22 protein-coding genes are annotated in these 20,460 nt (G+C 39.4%); 3 read left to right on the top strand and 19 right to left on the bottom strand.

From position 1 onward, the window contains the following. Nucleotides 1-5 precede the first annotated feature (5 nt). Nucleotides 6-746: a 1-acyl-sn-glycerol-3-phosphate acyltransferase gene (locus Q4597_RS03495; RefSeq protein ID WP_303404743.1), complete on the bottom strand. Its 741-nt coding sequence runs from the start codon at nucleotides 744-746 to the stop codon at nucleotides 6-8. Nucleotides 747-818: 72 nt separating this feature from the next. Here Q4597_RS03495 and trpS point away from each other — a divergent pair, with 72 nt between their 5' ends. After that, nucleotides 819-1,787, top strand: coding sequence for a tryptophan--tRNA ligase (trpS, locus tag Q4597_RS03490; RefSeq protein ID WP_303404742.1), 969 nt, complete (start codon nucleotides 819-821; stop codon nucleotides 1,785-1,787). Nucleotides 1,788-1,969: 182 nt separating this feature from the next. On the opposite strand, the gene dprA is transcribed toward trpS, so the two are convergent. Beyond that, nucleotides 1,970-3,073, bottom strand: a complete 1,104-nt coding sequence (dprA, locus tag Q4597_RS03485) for a DNA-processing protein DprA (RefSeq protein WP_215436582.1) — start codon at nucleotides 3,071-3,073, stop codon at nucleotides 1,970-1,972. 105 nt (nucleotides 3,074-3,178) lie between these two features. Here dprA and Q4597_RS03480 point away from each other — a divergent pair, with 105 nt between their 5' ends. Both Q4597_RS03480 and Q4597_RS03475 read left to right on the top strand, forming a co-directional pair. Continuing rightward, nucleotides 3,179-4,138, top strand: a complete 960-nt coding sequence (locus Q4597_RS03480) for an SPOR domain-containing protein (protein ID WP_215436585.1) — start codon at nucleotides 3,179-3,181, stop codon at nucleotides 4,136-4,138. Nucleotides 4,139-4,269: 131 nt separating this feature from the next. Further along, the gene (locus Q4597_RS03475; RefSeq protein WP_215913378.1) at nucleotides 4,270-4,782 is read left to right on the top strand and encodes an acyl-CoA thioesterase; all 513 of its coding nucleotides are present in this window, start codon (nucleotides 4,270-4,272) and stop codon (nucleotides 4,780-4,782) included. A 7-nt stretch (nucleotides 4,783-4,789) separates the two neighbouring features. On the opposite strand, the gene Q4597_RS03470 is transcribed toward Q4597_RS03475, so the two are convergent. From Q4597_RS03470 to Q4597_RS03390, 17 genes are all read right to left on the bottom strand, one after another. Then, nucleotides 4,790-5,632, bottom strand: a complete 843-nt coding sequence (locus Q4597_RS03470; protein ID WP_303404741.1) for an aldo/keto reductase — start codon at nucleotides 5,630-5,632, stop codon at nucleotides 4,790-4,792. Between the two features lie 13 nt (nucleotides 5,633-5,645). Further along, a complete protein-coding gene (locus Q4597_RS03465; RefSeq protein WP_215436595.1) occupies nucleotides 5,646-6,875 on the bottom strand; it encodes a murein hydrolase activator EnvC in 1,230 nt (409 codons plus the stop codon). Further along, nucleotides 6,865-7,659, bottom strand: a complete 795-nt coding sequence (locus Q4597_RS03460) for a DUF4292 domain-containing protein (RefSeq protein WP_289037905.1) — start codon at nucleotides 7,657-7,659, stop codon at nucleotides 6,865-6,867. The genes Q4597_RS03465 and Q4597_RS03460 overlap by 11 nt, the downstream gene beginning before the upstream one ends. Before the next feature lie 14 nt (nucleotides 7,660-7,673). Next, nucleotides 7,674-8,615, bottom strand: a complete 942-nt coding sequence (locus Q4597_RS03455) for a lipopolysaccharide assembly protein LapB (protein WP_303404740.1) — start codon at nucleotides 8,613-8,615, stop codon at nucleotides 7,674-7,676. 35 nt (nucleotides 8,616-8,650) lie between these two features. Further along, nucleotides 8,651-9,085: a dUTP diphosphatase gene (dut, locus tag Q4597_RS03450; RefSeq protein WP_303404739.1), complete on the bottom strand. Its 435-nt coding sequence runs from the start codon at nucleotides 9,083-9,085 to the stop codon at nucleotides 8,651-8,653. A gap of 76 nt (nucleotides 9,086-9,161) precedes the next feature. After that, nucleotides 9,162-10,628: a lipopolysaccharide biosynthesis protein gene (locus Q4597_RS03445; protein WP_303404815.1), complete on the bottom strand. Its 1,467-nt coding sequence runs from the start codon at nucleotides 10,626-10,628 to the stop codon at nucleotides 9,162-9,164. 81 nt (nucleotides 10,629-10,709) lie between these two features. Next, complete coding sequence (locus tag Q4597_RS03440) at nucleotides 10,710-11,156, bottom strand: hypothetical protein (protein WP_303404738.1); 447 nt, start codon at nucleotides 11,154-11,156, stop codon at nucleotides 10,710-10,712. A gap of 141 nt (nucleotides 11,157-11,297) precedes the next feature. Then, entirely contained in the window at nucleotides 11,298-12,158 is an 861-nt protein-coding gene (gene atpG / locus Q4597_RS03435) for an ATP synthase F1 subunit gamma (RefSeq protein WP_215436605.1), read from the bottom strand. 92 nt (nucleotides 12,159-12,250) lie between these two features. Further along, nucleotides 12,251-13,831 (bottom strand): F0F1 ATP synthase subunit alpha, encoded by a 1,581-nt coding sequence (gene atpA / locus Q4597_RS03430; protein ID WP_215436608.1) that lies wholly within the window; start codon nucleotides 13,829-13,831, stop codon nucleotides 12,251-12,253. 55 nt (nucleotides 13,832-13,886) lie between these two features. Beyond that, nucleotides 13,887-14,426, bottom strand: coding sequence for an ATP synthase F1 subunit delta (atpH, locus tag Q4597_RS03425; protein WP_215436611.1), 540 nt, complete (start codon nucleotides 14,424-14,426; stop codon nucleotides 13,887-13,889). Between the two features lie 66 nt (nucleotides 14,427-14,492). Continuing rightward, on the bottom strand, nucleotides 14,493-14,993 hold the full coding sequence (locus Q4597_RS03420; RefSeq protein ID WP_215913385.1) for a F0F1 ATP synthase subunit B: 501 nt from the start codon (nucleotides 14,991-14,993) through the stop codon (nucleotides 14,493-14,495). Between the two features lie 86 nt (nucleotides 14,994-15,079). Then, the gene (gene atpE, locus Q4597_RS03415) at nucleotides 15,080-15,274 is read right to left on the bottom strand and encodes an ATP synthase F0 subunit C (RefSeq protein WP_036825176.1); all 195 of its coding nucleotides are present in this window, start codon (nucleotides 15,272-15,274) and stop codon (nucleotides 15,080-15,082) included. A 38-nt stretch (nucleotides 15,275-15,312) separates the two neighbouring features. Next, the gene (atpB, locus tag Q4597_RS03410) at nucleotides 15,313-16,491 is read right to left on the bottom strand and encodes a F0F1 ATP synthase subunit A (RefSeq protein WP_215436615.1); all 1,179 of its coding nucleotides are present in this window, start codon (nucleotides 16,489-16,491) and stop codon (nucleotides 15,313-15,315) included. A gap of 95 nt (nucleotides 16,492-16,586) precedes the next feature. After that, a complete protein-coding gene (locus Q4597_RS03405) occupies nucleotides 16,587-16,973 on the bottom strand; it encodes a DUF6168 family protein (protein ID WP_215436618.1) in 387 nt (128 codons plus the stop codon). A gap of 2 nt (nucleotides 16,974-16,975) precedes the next feature. Further along, nucleotides 16,976-17,200 (bottom strand): AtpZ/AtpI family protein, encoded by a 225-nt coding sequence (locus Q4597_RS03400; protein WP_215913386.1) that lies wholly within the window; start codon nucleotides 17,198-17,200, stop codon nucleotides 16,976-16,978. Continuing rightward, nucleotides 17,178-17,627 carry a polymer-forming cytoskeletal protein gene (locus tag Q4597_RS03395; RefSeq protein ID WP_215436624.1) on the bottom strand — a complete coding sequence of 150 codons (450 nt, stop codon included), beginning with the start codon at nucleotides 17,625-17,627 and terminating at the stop codon, nucleotides 17,178-17,180. The genes Q4597_RS03400 and Q4597_RS03395 overlap by 23 nt, the downstream gene beginning before the upstream one ends. A gap of 3 nt (nucleotides 17,628-17,630) precedes the next feature. Next, nucleotides 17,631-20,186, bottom strand: a complete 2,556-nt coding sequence (locus tag Q4597_RS03390; protein WP_303404737.1) for a lipopolysaccharide assembly protein LapB — start codon at nucleotides 20,184-20,186, stop codon at nucleotides 17,631-17,633. Nucleotides 20,187-20,460 lie beyond the last annotated feature (274 nt).

The following is a 20,460-nucleotide window of genomic DNA, read 5'->3' as shown; positions in this document are numbered from 1 at the left end:
GGCTATTATTGGGACTGAAGTTCTTTTAGAATTACCGTTCTTACGTTCTCTCTTAAGTTTGATTTATCGGATTCGGAGAGATTATCGGTCTTGAAAAATTGGTGTACTTTGGCGCGAGTGCGGCCTGGACCTCCACTAAAAAACGTAAAGGAGAATCGCTTTTTATTGTCATAAAAGGTCATAGGAACCACCGGTATTTTATGGGCTATGGCCATTCTAAAGGCGCCATCCTTAAAATCGTCCAAAAGAATACGCTCGTCATCCGGTACACCTCCTTCTGGAAAAATACAGATACTCAATCCTTGGCCCAACCTCTTTTGAGCACGTCTATATACCGCCGTTCTACTCTTGGCATCCGAACGGTCTACCATAATGCAGACCCTTTTGTAGAAAAAACCGAAAAGCGGAATCTTCGCCAATTCTTTCTTGCCCACAAAAACAAAAGGGTTTCTGCTAATGTAGAGCATCAACATAATATCTAACATACTGGTATGGTTTGCCACCAGCATATAGCTCTTTCGCCTTTCTATCTTCTGTTCAAAAATCACCTTTGGTGGACAACCCATACCGTACAAAATTGGGGTGGCCCATAGGTTCCGTGCCAACCAAAAAAACTGTGGATACCACTTCTCGCTAAGCGTAGTCAGCAACAAAAAAGGAAAAAATATGAGGATGGGCAGAGCTACTAAAATATAGAACCAAATGCGGTACAGGGTGTAGCCAATTTTTTTGAGTATTCCGGGCATAAAATCAAAAGTAACAATTTTACGAGGTATAATGCATTTCTTTTATCTTTGGGCTTCTTTGAAAATAAGCAAATGGCAAGAATCTTAACAGGAATACAAAGCACGGGCACTCCGCACCTAGGAAATATCTTAGGCGCAATCATGCCCGCAATAGAAATGGCGCAAGACCCAAAGAACGAATCGTTTTTGTTCATTGCAGATATGCATTCGCTCACCCAGATAAAAAATGCGGAAGAATTACGTAGAAACACCTATGCCATAGCTTCCACATGGCTGGCTTTTGGGTTGGATATAGACCAAACTGTTTTTTATAGACAAAGCGATGTACCACAAACTACTGAGCTTTCTTGGTACCTAAGTTGCTTTTTTCCGTTTCAAAGATTGACTTTGGCACATTCGTTTAAGGACAAGGCAGACCGCTTGGAGGATGTTAATGCCGGATTGTTTACCTACCCTATGTTAATGGCCGCGGATATTCTTTTATACGATGCCAATATTGTACCCGTTGGAAAAGACCAGATGCAGCATCTTGAGATTACCCGTGATGTAGCTTCTCGTTTTCATGCGCAACTAGGGGAAACCTTTGTTCTGCCCGAAGGTAAGGTTCAGGAAAGTACCATGTACATTCCCGGTACCGATGGAGAGAAAATGAGTAAGAGTAGGGGCAACCTGATCAATCTTTTTCAGACCGATAAAAAACTAAGGAAACAGATCATGGGCATACAGACGGACAGTACGCCTATGGAAGAACCAAAGGACCCGACTAACGACAACGTTTTTGCCTTATATAAAATATTGGCCTCTCAAGAACAGATTGAAGAAATGAGTGTCAACTACCTTGCAGGAAACTACGGGTATGGCCATGCTAAACAAGCCCTTTACGAAGTAATCGTAAACAAATTTGGTGATGCACGGGAGAAGTATGATTACTACATGAACAATACTAAAGAAGTAGACGAAGCATTGGCCATAGGTGCTGAAAAAGCCCGCAAAGTTGCCGATGGCGTACTGGAAAGAGTACGTGAAAAACTAGGGTATTAAACTTTAACAGAACCGACTTTAGAGTCGGTTTTGTTTTTATAGCGCATTTAGGAAATCTAAAATTGTCTCGTTTTCAAGAGGTTTTTCATCGATAAAGCCCTTAAGAACCTACTTTAAGCTCGTATCAAACCTATTTACAGACTAGCCAGTCGGTAGTCTTCTCTATCATTTTTCAATTTTTGTTAAATGGCCTCGAACAGTTTTCCGGGCAATGGACGGATAACTCCTTTCATTTCCATATTCAATAAGGTAGACGACACTTTAAAAATAGGCAACCGGCATTCCAAAGCTATGCTGTCTAACAATTGCTTTCCGTTTTTGTGCAAGTAATCATAAATGGACTGTTCAGTTGGTTCAAGTTCAACAAAGAGTTGCTTTTGAATAGTTTGAGGCTCCTTCTCGGCAATATTCCAACCCAAAAGATAAATCAGATCAGCGGCCGAAGTCAGCATATGTGCCTTTTGCTGTTTTATTAGATTATTGCACCCAGAGCTGTACTTATCCTGAGCCCTTCCCGGTACGGCAAACACATCCCGATTGTAGCTGTTGGCAATATCCGCGGTAACCAAGCTACCTCCTTTTTCGGCAGATTCAATAACTACAGTAGCTTCGCTCATACCGGCAATAACCCGGTTTCGCTTTAAAAAATTTTCCCGGTCAGGATTACTTGTGCTTCTGAACTCCGTGTAGAACCCACCATTTTTCTCCACATCACGAATATATTTCTCATGAGTTTTTGGATACATTTGGTTGAGACCATGTGCCAAACAGCCTATGGTTTGTAAACCATGTTTTACGGCAGCCTTTTGAGCAGTAATATCCACGCCATAGGCAAATCCACTAACGATTATGGGGTTCAACGGAGCCAAGTCTTCAATGAACTTTTCGCAAAATGCGGTGCCATAACTTGTTATTTTACGCGTACCAACAATACTAATGAGTTTCCGGTTCTCTAAGTTGATATTCCCCCTTTTGTAGAGCAATACCGGACTATCTATACAGTGTTTTAGGTAACTGGGATAATCCTCGTCCAAAAAATAAGAGAACCCAATGCTGTTTTTCTCAATATACCCATACTCCTCCTCTGCGGCCTCTTGGTGTTCTACATCGTAAAGTCCTTTTAAAGCATGCGTACCAACACCATCTATTTTTAAAAGATTTTGGCGCTTTTCTTCAAAAACAGCTGTTGCGCTGCCACAATGTGCAATAAGCTTTTTTAAAGTTACATCACCTATTTTGGGGGCACCTTGCAAACGTAATACTGCAAGCAATTCATCTGTAGTCATTTATATATGCGTCAAAGTTATCCACAAAATACACATTTTATAATGTTAATAAAAAGTTATGTAGGGGCTGGTCTGACCTTTTAATTTTTTCCATATTTGCGCTATATGGGATTAGAACGCTATATATCTGAGTTAATGTATCGCTACAACTGTGTAGTTGTGCCAGGTTTCGGAGCATTTTTAACCGAACAAAAATCTGCTGTTATACATGAAAGTACCAACACTTTTTATCCTCCGGTAAAAACGGTTTCATTCAACCAACAATTATTGTCCAATGACGGACTTTTAGTTTCCTATGCCGCCGAAGCAGAAAATGTTTCTTTTGAGCAGATGCTTGAAGAAGTAGGCGAAATTGTAGGTGAATGGAAAGCAGACCTTAAAAAAGGCAATCAATTAAGATTGGCCGATATTGGAACGCTATGGTACAGTTCAGAAGATAAGATTCAATTTCAACCTTCAGGCAATGTAAACTACCTGACATCTTCCTTTGGAATGTCTTCTTTTGTTTCCGCTCCGGTTACCCGTGAAGCGTTAAAAGAAGAAGTTGTTCAGCTTGAAGAAAAAATTCCGTTTGCTTTTACACCTGAAAAACGTGAAACGCTTACGCTCCGTCCTTATTTAAAATATGCGGCCGTTGCACTAGTTGCCTTAACTCTAGGTGTTACCGGATTCCAATTTTATAAATCCAACGAAAACAACCAACAACTGGCCCGTCAAGAAGCGGAACAACAGGTATCCAAACGTATTCAAGAAGCAACCTTCTTTGATGCACAGCCATTGGAATTGCCTACAATTACACTAAAAACTTCTAAAAAAGCGGTTTCGGAGCTGGCGGAAAAGCGTATGCACCATATTATTGCTGGAGCTTTTAGATACCGTACCAATGCCGACAAGAAAATAGAGCAATTAAAACTTAAGGGCTTTAATCCCTCTTATATAGGTACAAATCCTTTTGGTCTATATTTGGTTGCCTACGATAGTTTTACGGACTCTAACAAAGCCTTGGAAGCACTACGTGAGATTAAGCGCACTCAAAAAGACGCTTGGTTAAAATCCGGTCACTAAAACCAACTTTGTATCATAAATCCTTTTTGAAAAAGCTTATTTTTCAAGCTTTTAAATTTACCTTTTACAACTTAGAAAAGGTTCTTCTTTGGTGCCCGTTAAAAAAGGTATCTTTGCCAAAAAATTGATTTATGCAGGCTAAAAATCCCCGTGATTCTAGAACCGTAATGACCGATATGGTACTCCCTAGTGAGACCAACCCCTTAAACAACCTATTTGGAGGTGAGCTTTTGGCCCGAATGGACCGTGCCGCTAGTATTTCTGCACGCCGCCACAGCCGCCGCATTACCGTTACCGCATCTGTAAACCATGTGGCGTTTAACCAATCTGTGCCCGTGGGAAGTGTACTTACAGTAGAAGCGGCCGTTTCACGCGCTTTTAAAACTTCTATGGAAGTGTATATTGATGTTTGGATGGAAGACCGTTTTACCGGCGAAAAATCCAAGGCCAATGAAGCCATCTATACCTTTGTAGCAGTAGATGATACCGGAAGACCTACTGTTGTTCCTCCGTTAGAACCTGAGACAAAACTAGAGCAAGAACGCTTTGAAGGCGCTCTGCGCAGAAAACAACTAAGCCTTGTTCTGGCAGGCAAAATGAAGCCTAATGAAGCTACAGAACTAAAGGCTTTGTTTACACAGTAATCCTCTGTTAGAAATCAAAGTTATCGGGATCAGGTCCGCTGCGTTCACCTTTATCCAGCCCATCTAGATAAACTACATCGGCTTCTGACAGTTCAAAGTCGAAAATATCCGCATTGGACTTGATTCTGTTTTCATGTACCGATTTTGGAATGGCAACAATGCCCTTCTGCAAATTGTAGCGCAATATAATCTGTGCAATAGATTTGTTGTATTTAGCAGTGAGTGGGTCAAAATCATTGGAATGCCCTTCAAAAACTTTTCCCTGCATAAAAGGTGACCAAGATTCGTACTGAATTTCCTTTTCGTTACAGAAATCTATTAAATCCTGTTGCACCAAGTAGGGGTGGAACTCCATTTGGTTTACCGTTGGAATAATTTCTGCAGTTTCCAGTAAATCTTCTAAATGGTGCTGCAAAAAATTACTGACCCCAATGGCCCTAATCCGTTTCTCCCGATATAGCTTTTCCATGGCGCGCCAAGTATCCTTATATTTTCCGGCAACCGGCCAGTGAATCAAATATAGATCCAGATAATCTACACCCAAACGCTCCAGGCTCTCCTCAAAGGCTTTTAAGGTGCTTTCATAACCTTGGTCCGCGTTCCATAGTTTAGAGACCAAAAACACCTCTTCACGGGCCACATTGCTCTCCTGAATACCCTTACCTACTCCTTCTTCATTTTTATAGGCCGAAGCCGTATCTATATGTCTGTAACCACCATTCAATGCATTCTTAACAGCATCTATTACCTCTTGCTCATTATCCGCTTGGTACGTGCCCAAACCAAGGTATGGCATTTCTACTTTATTGTTTAACGTAAATGTTCCCTGTAAGTCTGTTATCTTCTTCATAGCATTCTTAAGTTTATAATTGGTACACCCACTCCTCAGGATTTAACTTGGAAGTGTTTTGATGTAAATAAAATTTCAATTTTGTTTGACCGTTAGACCGATTGGTATAAATTTCTCCGAGATCCGTCTTTGCTTCTACCTTATCACCCTTTTTCACATAAAGGACCGAGAGGTTATAATACGTACTGATAAAATTACCATGTTTTAATTGCACAGCCTTATTACCACCCGGAATGGAAAGTATGGCAATGACCTCACCTCTAAAAATAGCCCGTGCCTTGGCCCCTTGGTCCGTGGTAATGACCACACCGTTACTCTGATGTTTAATTCCAGGATAAATAGCATCTGCATACACCCCAAAACCTTGGCTTTTGAACCCTTTTTCAACAGGCCAAATCAATCTGCCCTTATTTGCCGTAAAGCTATTGGCTACGATAGCCGCCTCCGGAGTTAATAAGAACTTGCTTGGGTCGTTACTTTTTTTGTTGGCGTCCTTATTGGATGCTGCTATGGCCTCACGAATGAGACGCTCGATCTGACGATCAATTTCCTTGGCCTGATTTTGCTTGTCCCTAATTTGTGCGGCAAATTTGGTTTCGCTCTTACGTATCGTTCCCAATAGTGCCTGATGATCCTCTTTTTCTTGGGTCATTGCCCTTTTGGCTTTGAGGTTTTGGGCCACTAAACGGTCCTTTTCCTTTCGTTGCGCACTAAGCCCCTGATTCAACTTACTAAGTTCTTCGGTCTTAACAACAATTTTCTCCCCCTGTTTACGTCTAAATTCCGTGTATTGTTTTATGTACTGTATGCGCTTAAAGGCTTGATAAAAATCATCTGATGACAGCAAAAACATTAATTTGCTCTGTTGAATTTTGCTTTGGTAGCCCTTTTGGATCATCATAGCATAATCATCCTTAAGCTCATCCAATTCTTTCCTTAAACCGGAAATGACCTTTATATTGGCATTTATTTTTCGGTTTAGAATGTTGGACTGTTTCGTGGTCACATTAATCAGCTCTTGACGCACTTTTATTTTGTTGTCCAAGGCCTCCATCTGATCTAAGACCGTACCCTTTTTCTTCTTTTGATCAAACAGTAAATAGTTAATTTGTTCTATCTCCTTTTGCAACTGCTCTCGCTTGGCTTCCAACGCTTCCTGCTCTTCGTTTTGAGCAAAAACGGGGTTCCATCCCAAGAGATAGAAAAAAAAGAAAATTGCAATATAATGGGTATTACCGCGCATCGTCAGTAAGTGTAATTTCTTTAAAACCTTTTGGTATTTTATAAGGAAAATTCATAGGTTGATCAAACTCTATATTTTTGTATTCTATATCAACCGTATTGCGGTCCTCACCTTCAATAGCAGCAACGGCAATACGTTGCGGAAGAATATACTTGTCAATTTTCTGATAATCCGTATAGTTTATTTGTAACAAACGCTTCTTTAGAGGCTGAGAGAGTTGTTGCGCAGCCATCTTAAAATTCTTGGGCTCTACTTGAAACATCACCTTAAAGAGTTCCATTGCTTTTTTAGGTTTTAATTGATAATCCCCATTTACAATAGATGCATCATACTTTCCTTCCCTTAAATTAAAAAGCGCCTGGCCCATTAGCAGATTTTGTACCTGCTCAAAATCCAGTTCTGTTCCTAGAAACTTACTTAAATAAGCAAAATCTCCATCAAAATACTCATTCTGCAATTTGTTATAAAAGGAGACCCTGCCCGGCGTTATATATGCCTTTACCATGCCAAGTGGAGCACTCATCCAAATAGCCTTATCCTTTTCCATTCGCAAGCTAACTGAAACCCCTTGAGACGATTCGCCATCGGAATAATCTATTCGCATTTTCCCGCTTAACGTATTAAAATTGGTTGTATTCGCATAATGGTTCTTAACAATAGCTTTCGCCGAAAGATTGCCATCAACCTTACCATCGGCCAGAACCTTGGTAGATTTACAAGAAATAAAAAAAGAAAGTGAGACCAACGCCGTTAAACGCAGGGCCATTCGTAAGGGTAAAGCCATAATCTTTGTAAAGTTTAAAACCCGGGTTTTATCTTACGAAGATACATATTTGCCTTGACTGAATTGTTAATGGAATTATAAGCATCTGCCAGTTCTTGATAAAACTTATTGGCCAATGCAATATCACCTACAAAATAATCCAGTCCGGTTTCCAATACCTCAATAGCATCGCGTGGTTTGCCCTTTTTATTATAGGCATAACCTTGGGCATAATAAAAATAGGGTTGCGAAGGGTAACTTTCCAAAGCCTCTGCCGCAACTTGATCTAGAGATAAATAATTATTGGTTCTGAGCATGCCCTGAATACGGGCCTTGTATTGCTCAACGGAACCTGATTCCGATCTGTTTACGTTGGTAGCAGAAAAGGAACTACTGGTAATAGCCGCCTGTTGCGATTCTATTAAATCATCTACTTTTACGGATAGCTGTTGCGTAAAGCTAGATTTTGGAGTCTGCTCCAGAATAGATTTTGCTGCTTTGGCCCTTCCCTTTCTATAATATACCAAAGCCAAATTTTCCTTGAACTTGGGTTCATCAAAAGGCAACTGCTCTTTATTGCTCTCAACGGATCTCTGCTGTTTTTGCAATATCTCTACATACGTATTGGTATACCATAAATTATCAGGTTCTGCCAATAGCGCCGTTAAAGCAAATGTTTCCGCAACCGGATATTGTTTTTCCTTGAGGTACATTTGTGCCAGTTCATGGTCTACCACAGTATTATTTTCATCCAATTGTTTGCATTGGAGCATAAGGTTAATGGCCCTATCGTAATTTTCAATACCCTTTTGCTTTAGGGCATCAAAAAATTTGTCCTGAAAATCATCCGAATAGTCCTCCAGAAAAAGCTCTGCACTTTGTGTTTCATCAATATTAGGCGACTCTTGGGCATAGGTAGATAGGGCGATAAGAAAAAATCCCCCGAAGAAAGTGAATATAACCCGACTTATTCTCATCTTACAACATCTACCTTTCATTGCTATAGAATTAACTACTTTACACCCGTACTACCAAAACCACCCTCACCTCTTGAGGTTTCGGAAAGCTCGTTAACCTCTATCCAATCTGCGCGTTCGTGTTTGGTTATGACCAGTTGGGCAATACGCTCCCCGTTTTCGATAGCAAAACTTTCATTAGACAAGTTTACCAAAATTACACCAATCTCTCCACGATAATCCGCATCTACCGTACCAGGCGCATTTAGAACCGTAATGCCCTTTTTTGCAGCAAGACCGCTTCTAGGTCTCACCTGCGCTTCAAAACCAACCGGAAGCTCTATGAACAGTCCTGTTTTAATAATAGCACGCTCCAAAGGTTGTAACGTTACCGTCTCGGTAATATTGGCCCTTAGGTCCATTCCCGCAGACGCACCCGTTTCATAATGCGGAAGCTTATGTTGTGATTTATTGATAATCTTTATTTCCATAGTATTGCGTTAATTGTAAAATGTTCAATTTGATTTTGGCCAACGATTATTGGGTTAGGCCATCTCTATTACTTCGTTAACTTTTCTGTCTAAGAAAAATCTGCTTCAACTTATCGTTTTCAAGTTTGTATACCAAACCTAGGTATAACAAAAGTAAGATACCTCCAATAATTAAGTTCCTATTGAAAACATAAAAAGACAGCGCGGAAAAAAGAATGGAAACCCCTAAATAGAAGAGGATTTTTCTAAAATTATAGGGAACGGGATAGCGCGATTTACCAAGGTAATACGAGAGCACCATCATACTACCATAAGCCATAACCGTAGCAATGGCACTGGCCATATAACCAATATATGGGATGAAAAAATAATTTATACCGATAGTTATAAATGCTCCGAACACCGATATGAGTGCACCATAACGGGTTTTATCCGTTACCTTGTACCAGACCGATAGGTTGTGATAAATACCCAAAAAGAAACTGGCCAGCAAAATAATGGGTACAACGGACATGGCTTCCCAATAGGCCGGATTCTTCACAAAAAGCACCTTAAGAACATCGGCAAAGACTACCACGCCCAAAAGTATAACACTACCCAAAACTACAAAGTAGTTGGTTATCTGCGCATACGCCTTTTGAGGATTCTCCGTACCCGCATGACTAAAAAAGAAAGGTTCAATTCCCATACGGAACGCTGTTGAGAACAAAGTCATAAACAAGGCAAGCTTTACACAGGCATTGTACATGCCCACTTCTTTATTGGCAATATCCTGGGGTAAAAGTGCTTCCAACATTACCCTATCAAAAACTTCGTTTATGGTAAAAGCCACACCTGCAATTAAAACCGGAATAGCATATTTCATCATTTCTTTCCAGAGCTTCTTATCAAAAGTGTATTTACTAATTAAATAAGGTTTTAGCATCAATAGAAGCGTCACGGCGCTAGCTACCAGATTTGCAATGATTATGTATGAAATTTGAAAATTAGGCTTATAAAGCGTTGCTAAAAAGCTTTCCGGACTGCTCTCGGCAACTTTTGGTAGTATCAAAAGAAAAAGTAACGTAAGACCAAAATTGATAACCACATTTAAAATCTTGACCACCGCATATCGTAAGGGGCGTTCATTGGCACGCAACCAGGCAAAGGGTATAATTACCAAGGCATCCAAAGACAGAATAAAAATAACGTACTTTATGTATTTTGGGTCAATATTGAGCATACTTGCCATACCGTCCTGAAAAAGTAACGAGAACACCATAAAAAGCATGGTGGATCCCAAAATAGAAGTTAGAGAAGTAGATATAACCGTTTCCTTATCAGCGGACTTGGAGTAGAATCTAAAAAAAGCAGTTTCCATTCCGTAGGCCAGTACCACGTTGAACATTGCAAAATATGCAAAGATAACGGCTAGCTCACCATATATCTCCGGGGGCATAGCATCTGTATGCACCCTTACCAAAAAGAAAGAAATCATTCTGGGCAATACAGTGGCCAGACCGTAGATAGCCGTTTGCTTGAACAATTTTTTAAGCGGATTCAATAGTGCTGTATTTAAATCCAAAAGTACCTATTTAAAGGCATGTAGCAAAGTGAAGTTAATCTCCCGCCATCTTTCTTTTTTCTAGCGGGCCTCTTTTTCTTCCAAACTGGAATATGAAATGGGAAGGTTCTGTTGAATTCCGTTGATTTGATAGTATTTCACCTTTTCCTTATGCACATAACTAATGACCGCTTGTGTCTCTGTTAAATCAAAAGGAAATTCCTCAGGACTTTGAACAACCGCTCCAAATTCTGCAATACCTATAATGCCCTTATCCGTTAATTCAATAGAAATAGCTGCCATTTTCCCATTATAGTAGACGTTCTTTAAGTTGGCATTATCGTTCTCCAAACTTAGCACTGAAACCACTATCTCGTAACCGCCATCTTTGGGGGGTTGACTTATGGACCATTTTTGAGCGTAGGCTTCTCCTAAACTAAAAGGTGCCGTGGTTTCTAATTTCTTGGTAGACCCACAACCCGAAAGGACAAATAAGCTTAATCCTAAAATATAGATGTATTTTTTCATGATAGTTATCTTATTGTATTTGGCAATACATACGCATAAAGCATGCTCAGGGACTATCCTAAAAAAAGAAACCCCACATTGCTGTGGGATTTTCTATTCTATACGTATCTACAATGACTAAGTCAAAGCTGATATATTCTATTAGTTGTTCAACGCTTCCGCACCACCAACAATCTCCAAGATTTCGTTGGTAATTGCCGCTTGTCTTGCTTGGTTGTAAGACAACTTCAATTGATCTCTCAATTCGGTTGCGTTATCCGTTGCTTTATGCATTGCCGTCATACGAGCACCATGTTCACTGGCAAAAGAATCACGGATACCTTTGTACAATTGTGTTTTTAACGACTTAGGAATCAACTGCTCAACAATTTCTATTTTTGAAGGTTCAAAAACATAATCAGTGCTCAGGTTATCTGCCCCGGCCATAGGCACGATAGGCAAGAATTGCTCCGTCATTACAATCTGTGTAGCAGCGTTTTTAAATTTATTGTAAACGATGTCTATACGGTCATAATTACCTGAAGTGAATTGCTCCATTAAATCTTCGGCAATGGCAGATACATTGTCAAAAGTTAAATCATCATAAAGACTGCTATGATTTGCTATTACCTTTGAACGCTTTACCAAGAAATCATTGGCTTTTTTACCAATGGCTACAAAATCTACCTGCTTGCCAGCATACTTTTCATTAAGCAAAATAGTACATTGCTTTAAGATGTTAGAGTTAAAAGCACCGGCCAAACCTCTGTTTGAAGTTATAGCAACCACCAATACCTTTTTTACTTCTCTATTATCAGCATATACACTACCAGAATCAGAATCCAAGCTAGCACTTAAACCTTGCAACAGCTCCGTAAGCTTATCGGCATAAGGTCGCATTGCAGTAATGGCATCCTGTGCTTTCTTCAACTTTGCGGCAGATACCATTTTCATGGCACTGGTAATCTGCATCGTTGATGATACCGACGATATTCTGTTTCGTATTTCCTTTAAGTTTGCCATTCTTTAAATAGTATTTAGTAGTGAGTGGGCCGCATCCAACCTATGGTTTACCTTTTGATGGTTACTTCCCACCCAATACTCTGTACTTAGTACTAGTTTCTATATTTACCCGAAAGGTCTTTAGCTACCGTAGTCAACGTATCCGTTACTTCATCAGTAAGTTTACCGGACTTTAAGGTATCCAACACATCTCTGTGTTTTGCATTCAAGAATTCCAAATAATCTCTTTCGAACTCCTTAACCTTTTCCACAGGAACATCACGCAACAAATTCTTAGAACCTGCATAGATAATGGCTACCTGATCTTCAACCGTGTAAGGGTCGTTCTGAGCTTGCTTAAGAATCTCTACGTTACGACGTCCTTTTTCAATAACGTTCAATGTAGCAGAATCCAAATCTGAACCGAACTTCGCAAAAGCTTCCAATTCACGGAACTGAGCTTGATCCAGTTTTAATGTACCTGCAACCTTTTTCATTGATTTAATCTGAGCGTTACCACCCACACGAGATACAGAGATACCAACGTTAATTGCCGGTCTTACCCCTTGGTTGAATAAATCCTGTTCCAAGAAAATCTGTCCGTCCGTAATAGAAATTACGTTCGTAGGAATATATGCCGATACGTCACCTGCTTGTGTTTCAATAATAGGAAGTGCCGTTAGCGAACCACCACCTTTTACCATAGGCTTCAACACCTCAGGTAAATCGTTCATGTTCTTAGCAATTGCATCATCATTGATAACCTTTGCAGCACGCTCCAACAATCTAGAGTGAAGGTAGAAAACGTCACCTGGGTAAGCCTCACGTCCCGGTGGTCTTCTTAAAAGAAGTGATACCTCACGATACGCAACCGCTTGCTTTGATAAATCATCATAAATAATCAAAGCTGGACGACCTGTGTCACGGAAATACTCACCGATAGATGCACCTGCGAAAGGAGCATATACCTGCATTGGTGCAGGATCGGAAGCATTAGCAGCAACAATAGTTGTATATGCCATAGCACCTTTATCTTCTAATGTCTGCGCAATGGCAGCAACAGTAGAGGCCTTTTGGCCAATAGCAACATATATACAAAATACTGGCTCACCAGCATCGTAAAATTCTTTTTGGTTCAAAATGGTATCGATACAAACGGTAGTTTTACCAGTTTGACGGTCACCAATTACAAGCTCCCTCTGGCCACGCCCAACAGGAATCATTGCATCAATTGCCTTAATACCAGATTGCATAGGCTCAGTTACCGGCTCTCTAAAGATTACACCAGGAGCTTTACGCTCTAATGGCATCTCATAAGTATCACCAGCAATAGGTCCTTTACCATCTATAGGGTTACCCAAAGTGTCTACCACACGGCCAACGATACCTTCACCTACTTTGATAGAAGCAATTCGCTGGGTACGTTTTACCGTAGCACCTTCTCCAATAGACTTGGAATGTCCTAAAAGAACCACACCAACGTTATCTTCTTCAAGGTTAAGAACGATACCTTCAAGGCCGCCTTCGAATTCTACCAATTCCCCGTACTGGGCATTAGATAGACCGTAGACTCTGGCGATACCATCACCAACCTGCAGTACAGTTCCCACCTCATCCAATGTAGCGGTGGCTTCAAATCCTGATAATTGTTTCTTTAAAATTGCTGATACCTCAGCGGCTTTTACTCCTGCCATTTTTATAGATATAAGACCTAGAACTTAAGAAATACATCCTAAGCCCTTGTTATTATTATAAACTACTTGTAAACTCTCGTTTAATATTATTCAATTTGTTTGAAATGCTAGCATCATATTGCAAATCGCCAACACGCAATACAAATCCTCCAACAATGCTTTCATCAATTTTATTCTCGATGGTAACGGCATTACCGGTTATCTGAGCTATTTGCTTAAGAACTTTCTTTTCAAGGTCTGCGCTTAACGGCACAGCGGTAGTAACGTAAGCCACTCCTTCTCCTTTCAAATCTTCATTAAGAATAATATACTTTAAAGCAACTTCGTTTAAAATAGATATTCTTTTGTTCGCAGCAAGCGTATTGATTACACCAAGGGTAATTTGATCACTGCCTTCAAAAACAGCGGCCAAAGCTTTTTTCTTGGTTTCCCCATTTACTACGGGACTGGCCAACATTGCTCTCAACTCCTTACTATCGGCAATAGTTGCCACAACCGAACGCATGTCTTTCTCAACTGCACTCGTAGCCTTGTTTTGAACTGCTAGGTCCAAGACTGCTTTTGCGTAACGTATTGCTGCTCTAGAATCGCTCATCTTTTATTTTGTTTTATTGTCCTGTTGCGCAAAAACCATTGGCACAACAAAGAGCAATATAGCTACTTAATTCAATTTAACATCACCCAACATACTTTCAACCAATTTTAATTGTTGGTCTTTGTTGGATAGTTGTTCTTTTAAAACCTTCTCTGCAATCTCTACAGAAAGTTCAGCTACCTGATTTTTAATATCAGCAACAGCAGCTTTCTTTTCGCTTTCAATAGCAGCTTGAGCTTGCTTCAACATTTTATCGCCTTCTACTTTAGCCTGCTCTTTAGAATCCGCAATCATCTTATCTTTGATTTCACGAGCTTCTTTTAACATAGCCTCACGCTCTGCACGGGCTTCTTTTAACAACTTATCATTATCGGCCTGCAAGTTCTGCATTTCTGCACGCGCTTTTTCAGCAGCCTCCAATGCACCATGAATACCTTCTTCACGTTCGTTCAAAGAAGTCAAGATCGGTTTCCATGCAAATTTCACCAATAGGAAAATCAACCCTAACAATAATATTGTCTGAACTACGAAAAGGCCTGGTGAGAAATCGTTCAATAAAGTTTCCATACTTTCTTTTTAAAATACTAAATCAATAATTAAAACATTTCCTGCAACCAACCGTTGCAGGAAAATGTCTTTGGGTTTTGTAGTTCTTATTTTCCTAAGAACAAAGCACCGAATGCCAAACCTTCTAAAAGTGCAGCAATGATAATCATCGCAGTTTGGATTTTTCCTGTTGCTTCTGGCTGACGAGCAATACCTTCCATTGCTTTTCCACCAATTTGACCAAGACCGATACCTGCACCGATTACGATTAAACCAGCTCCAATTAAGTTGTAAGTTACCATACTAATTGATTTATATAATTAAATTAAAAAACTCTCTTTTAGATAAAATCCCCTCTAACGTCTTCCGCATCTGGAATTTCATGTCCGTTTGCATCGTGCTCATGCTCATGGTCGTGCTCTGCAACAGCCATACCAATAAACAATGCCGATAACATGGTAAAAATATAAGCCTGTAAAAAGGCTACCAGTACCTCTATCAATGTAATGAAAAACGATAGTACCAACGACAAGATTGTAGCTCCACCGACGGTAAGGCTCTCCTTAAGTGTAAACATGATTGCAATTAGACTCATTACTACAATGTGTCCTGCAGATATGTTCGCGAACAAACGTACCAACAATGAAAATGGCTTGATTACAAAAGCTCCGGCCAATTCTATGATAGCAAGAACAGGTCTGATCAAAACAGGAACACCCGGCATCCACAACATGTGCATCCAGTAATCTTTGTTTCCGCTAAACGTATAGATAATTAAAGTGAAAATTGCCAAAGCAGCGGTAACGGCCAACTGACCGGTTACATTGAAACCTAACGGAGTTAAACCTAAAAGGTTCAAAATCCATATAAAGAAAAACACGGTTAAAAGGTATCCTGTAAATTTTCTGTATTTTTTCTCGCCAATGTTTGGCTTAGCAATTTCATCCCTAACATAAATTACCAAAGGCTCCAAAACTCTACCGAATCCTGTAGGTACTTTTTTGCTAGCATATTGTTTGGCCAATGAAGAGAATGCCCAAAGCATTAAAAGTCCAACCAATAAAATTCCGAAAACACTTTTAGTGATTGAAAAATCCAAAACCTTAGCTGCATTTTCTGCATGGTGATGTTCATCAAATTGAACCTCGGAAGCTCCCGCATTTAACTCATAAATCTTGCCGTGAAGCTTTACGAATTTGGATCCACCTTTCTCTACTATAACCTTTCCGGCATCGTCATGATGAAATTCAGAAGACATGAAAGTCACCAACCCATTGCTAGACCAAAGAATGATCGGCAATGGAAAGCCTACATGCTTACGCTCGCCATTGTCTCCCGTATATGAAAACAAATGAAAATCATGAGCATCTTTAATGTGGTGCAAAATGTATGCATTCACTTCATCTTTTGTGTCTACCGCCCCTTCATCACCTCCTTCAGAGAATGCAAAACCCTGAAGAGAAATGCATAGTGTACAAAGTAAAACTAGTGTTCTGATCATTTTTGAAACTTCCTTCATTATTTTTTATCAAAAAATTATGCTCCTGAAATTTTGCGCAAAAGTAGGTAATCTTGCCGTAATACAAAGCATTTTTATTCCATAAAATTTTGAAACTATCTACGCTGCATAATTTTTGAAACAAAAAAGACTTCCAAGCCTAAAAAAACAAACACGGGAATTAAAAGTGAAGCCCTGTAAAATCTCGGTAAATACTGATCTCCCATAAGTTGTGGGTAGCACATAGCAGTATAAGCGGCAATTTTAAATACTAAAAGCCCGATATAAATAAAACCCAATTGAACAAAAACTTTTTCGTTTTTGGAGAGCAGTTGAAAGGCAATAATTACCGATAAAGAGAAAATAAAATGAAAGATATAGGCTTTTTTGAGCAGTGCTCTAAAGTCTAAATTAGTATCTGCCAATAAAAACTGATGTAGAAAAAAAGAAGTCGTGCCCACCAAAATGAACACGACTATATATTGTACTATTTGCTTTATCAATGTTACTTATTTAATGTCATCACTTTTTTGATGACGATATACATTGACAAAAATACGGCAAGTAAAGTAAATGTATCCTCTAGAAACGTTTTTTCAAACTTTACATCTAACCAGGCCCCCAAAAGATTGCCTAAATAGATAGTAGCACCCATTTGTATGGCAATACCCGAAAAACTGGCCGCAGTACGTATTAAATTTGAATCATTACGAGGCTTTTGCTGGCTCATTGCTCGTACTAGAACTGTTGCTTAACGATGATTTAAAGCTACTTGAAGAACTGTTCAAAGAACCACCTTTACCTTTCATGGTACAGGAAGCATTGAACGTAGCTCCGGGCTCAACCGCCAATTTGGTTACCGAAACGGTACCTTCTATTACCGCAGAAGACTTTAATGAAAGTAAATCGGACACTAAAAGTTCGCCATTAAAGCTTCCCTCAATATCAGCATTTACACATTCTACTTTGCCATGAATATAGCCATCCTTACCAATAACTACCTTACCGGTAGTTTTTACGTTACCGTCTAATTTTCCATCGATTCTAAAATCTGCTTCAGATTCTATATCACCTTTAATTTTTGTGTGCTTGGAAATTCTGTTAGGTTGTGCGCCAATTTCGTTCATAGTTCTTGGTTTTTTGTTGTCAGAAAACATTTTTTAAGGTTTTGGGGTTAAAATTTGATTTTTATAAGATTGTAGGTTTTTATGTACCTGTATTATTTTATAGTTAGTAGATAAAATTACAAAATTCTCATTCTCAATAAGGTAATCCTTGTTAAACTTTATAAGTTCGGCAAAGCCCAACGCATAATCTTTGGATTTAAAGCCATGTACAACCACAAATTGGTCTTCTAAGGTATAGATATCTTTTGAAACCACATTCTTATAACGCAAGTCTATAATGGCATCTTCCAGAGCTTTCTTCACCCTTTTGGCAATTTCATCGTTACTTCGTCTAAACGGAAAAACCACTTTCCAGTTGCCGGTACCCGACGACCCTAGCTCAGTTGAAAATTCCTTAACGGCTAATTTTGGAAGTTGTTCCGCTACCATTTGCTCCGCCTTTTTACCTTCCGGATTATTAGGATAGGTTAGGGCAACATAGTTTAAAGCTTCTTCAAAAGGCTCGAATCCGTTTAGCCTTCCAATGGCATTGGCCTTCAACATTTCAAATTTGGGAACTATGGGGTCTCCCGTATATTTCTCTATATTTTCCTCTGCACCGGTAATGGTCTCCAAAAACCTTTGCTCTCTGTATTTGCGGTATAAAGCCGCATACCGTGCATCTGGGCTATCTGCATCATCTTCCAGGACCGCCCTAGGGTTCAGTATAATTTCCGCATAGCGGGAATCTCCATGATTCGTCAGAATGTTTTCTTTCATTGAAGCCAAAAGCGGACTGCCTTCTTCTTCGTAAATTTTGTAAAGGTTGTATTTAGACGGAAGAATTAATCTTTCCTCTGGTTCCGAATCCAACACATTTTCCAACTTTGCAGCTGCTAGAAGGTTCTCTTTAAATTTCTCTTTGTAAATCAGTCCCAATTGATAATTGGCAAAATTTCTTTCGTTCTTTAAACTATCTATTACCGCAACATCCGTAGGTACACGGTCTAAATAATAATCCAAGGAGAATTTTTCATCCTCACCAACTTCACCTGCAATGCTATCATTTGCGGCAAGGGCATCATCTGTAGTTTCTTGGGGCAGTGTCCTTTTTTTATTGCTCCACCTCCAATCATCTTCCAATTCCCTTTTGCCCCATCGTTGAACGAAGTCGTTCTTACCGTACCCCAAGCTTGTAAGGTTGTAAAAGTAGAATTTACCTTTGTTCTCCTTACCTCCCTTGCTCTTGGCAAACTCCGCAAAACCGGAGGCTATTCTTCTTTCTTCTTTCTTGGCCGCAGCTTCTTTTGCAGCCTGTAATTTGGCTATATGATCTTCAAAATAGGCTTTACGCTCCGCTAAAGGCAGATTATAAAGGGTAATGATGCTATTTGTATGCTGGGCAATATCTTCATATTTAATAACGTCCTCAAGGTTGTCCAATTTTTTCTTGGTAGACCTAAATTTCTTTGTATTCTCATCTAGATTAGGAATAACACTATCATAGTACGCACCAGCAAGCCTGTATTCATTCTTGTCAAAATTGTATTCTGCCAAGTTTTCATAATTCAGGGCATTCAATTTGGGCTCGTTCTGCGTAGCACGAAGCGATTTATTAAAATACACAATAGCCATACTATCATTTTCTTGCTCTAAATGATACTCGGCAACCTGACGGTAGATGATATCCAGAAAAGGACGGTTCTCTCGGTTCTCTTCCAAATCCGTCAAATATTCAAGCATTTCTTCGCTGTTTTCAGAAGTAATCTGGGTATTCCTAATCTTCTGAATTTCCGCATTGATCATATACACCCTTGGCGACCTTCTATTCAAGGCAATAACTTTATCAAAAGCATAATTGGCACTGTCCTTATGCCCAATTTGATTGTACAACTGACCAATAATGTAATAGTAGCGGCCTTTCTCCTTATTCTTCTTTGTATAGTGAGAAGCAACTTTTAAGTGCTGTACGGCCGTATCAAGTACCTTTTCATTTATATAGGCCTGTGCGATCATTGCACGTGCATCTGCATATTCCTGATCTGTAAGCTGTTCAAACTTTAGTAGGCGTTTTAGGTTTCTAATGGCCAATTCTTCATTCTCCAGGCGAATGTTCACCTTCTCTCGCCATATATGTGCCTCATTTAGTTTATCGCTATAATCGTACTTTTTAATTATGTAATTAAAGGCTTCAAGTGCCGGCATATAACGCTGATCAAAATAACGTGCCTTGCCCAAAAGAAGAAAAGCTTCATCCGTTTGCGGATTGCGCTCAATATCTTTAATATCCATACTGTGCTTCTGTATGGCTTTCGTTGCCTTTTCTTCGGCTATGATAAAATTGGGATTGTTATCTTCCGAATCTAATTTGATGTCTTCCGTGACTTCTAGACGCTCTATGGGCAGAATTTCCCAATAATCATCATGGTAGTTAAGATTAAGTTCTTCCCTTCCTTCTTCAAAAGCGATATTACCATTGTACAGTGTGTTGTACTTGGTATTGAGCGCATGCCAATTGCGATTGACGAACGCGTCTTTCTTGGTGGAACAAGCATTTGAAATGATGGCCCCCAGAATAGAAAATATGATAAGTTTATAGTGCAGCTTCAAAATTGTATATCTACGTACTTTACTTTAACTAAAAAAGAACGGTATTATTATGCAGTTGGTCGATAAAAAGTTTAGGGTTCGGGCTTTACCTGTGGAAACAAAAATATGATATTCTAAACTAGGTCTCTTTTTAGTTCTTGACAATTCTTTAATGAACCGGGTAAGAATTACTTTATCCAATTAAGAATTGCATGTTCGTTTTATAGCTTCTCTATTTTCTAAATAAAGACTATAAAATTAAAGTAACAGGTTTCATTTCTTACAGACTAAGTAG

The sequence above is a fragment of the Zobellia sp. 1_MG-2023 genome (genome assembly GCF_030549125.1).
In the GTDB taxonomy this organism is placed as follows: Bacteria; Bacteroidota; Bacteroidia; order Flavobacteriales; family Flavobacteriaceae; genus Zobellia; species Zobellia russellii.
The sequence above is the reverse complement of the archived record's forward strand: the minus strand, read 5'-3'. Positions and strand labels throughout refer to the sequence as shown.

Coding starts and splice junctions, on each gene's coding strand:
- Q4597_RS03495 (WP_303404743.1), bottom strand. CDS start 746: ATGCCCGGAATACTCAAAAAAATTGGCTACACCCTGTACCGCATTTGG.
- trpS (WP_303404742.1), top strand. CDS start 819: ATGGCAAGAATCTTAACAGGAATACAAAGCACGGGCACTCCGCACCTA.
- dprA (WP_215436582.1), bottom strand. CDS start 3,073: ATGACTACAGATGAATTGCTTGCAGTATTACGTTTGCAAGGTGCCCCC.
- Q4597_RS03480 (WP_215436585.1), top strand. CDS start 3,179: ATGGGATTAGAACGCTATATATCTGAGTTAATGTATCGCTACAACTGT.
- Q4597_RS03475 (WP_215913378.1), top strand. CDS start 4,270: ATGCAGGCTAAAAATCCCCGTGATTCTAGAACCGTAATGACCGATATG.
- Q4597_RS03470 (WP_303404741.1), bottom strand. CDS start 5,632: ATGAAGAAGATAACAGACTTACAGGGAACATTTACGTTAAACAATAAA.
- Q4597_RS03465 (WP_215436595.1), bottom strand. CDS start 6,875: ATGCGCGGTAATACCCATTATATTGCAATTTTCTTTTTTTTCTATCTC.
- Q4597_RS03460 (WP_289037905.1), bottom strand. CDS start 7,659: ATGGCTTTACCCTTACGAATGGCCCTGCGTTTAACGGCGTTGGTCTCA.
- Q4597_RS03455 (WP_303404740.1), bottom strand. CDS start 8,615: ATGAGAATAAGTCGGGTTATATTCACTTTCTTCGGGGGATTTTTTCTT.
- dut (WP_303404739.1), bottom strand. CDS start 9,085: ATGGAAATAAAGATTATCAATAAATCACAACATAAGCTTCCGCATTAT.
- Q4597_RS03440 (WP_303404738.1), bottom strand. CDS start 11,156: ATGAAAAAATACATCTATATTTTAGGATTAAGCTTATTTGTCCTTTCG.
- atpG (WP_215436605.1), bottom strand. CDS start 12,158: ATGGCAAACTTAAAGGAAATACGAAACAGAATATCGTCGGTATCATCA.
- atpA (WP_215436608.1), bottom strand. CDS start 13,831: ATGGCAGGAGTAAAAGCCGCTGAGGTATCAGCAATTTTAAAGAAACAA.
- atpH (WP_215436611.1), bottom strand. CDS start 14,426: ATGAGCGATTCTAGAGCAGCAATACGTTACGCAAAAGCAGTCTTGGAC.
- Q4597_RS03420 (WP_215913385.1), bottom strand. CDS start 14,993: ATGGAAACTTTATTGAACGATTTCTCACCAGGCCTTTTCGTAGTTCAG.
- atpE (WP_036825176.1), bottom strand. CDS start 15,274: ATGGTAACTTACAACTTAATTGGAGCTGGTTTAATCGTAATCGGTGCA.
- atpB (WP_215436615.1), bottom strand. CDS start 16,491: ATGAAGGAAGTTTCAAAAATGATCAGAACACTAGTTTTACTTTGTACA.
- Q4597_RS03400 (WP_215913386.1), bottom strand. CDS start 17,200: ATGAGCCAGCAAAAGCCTCGTAATGATTCAAATTTAATACGTACTGCG.
- Q4597_RS03395 (WP_215436624.1), bottom strand. CDS start 17,627: ATGTTTTCTGACAACAAAAAACCAAGAACTATGAACGAAATTGGCGCA.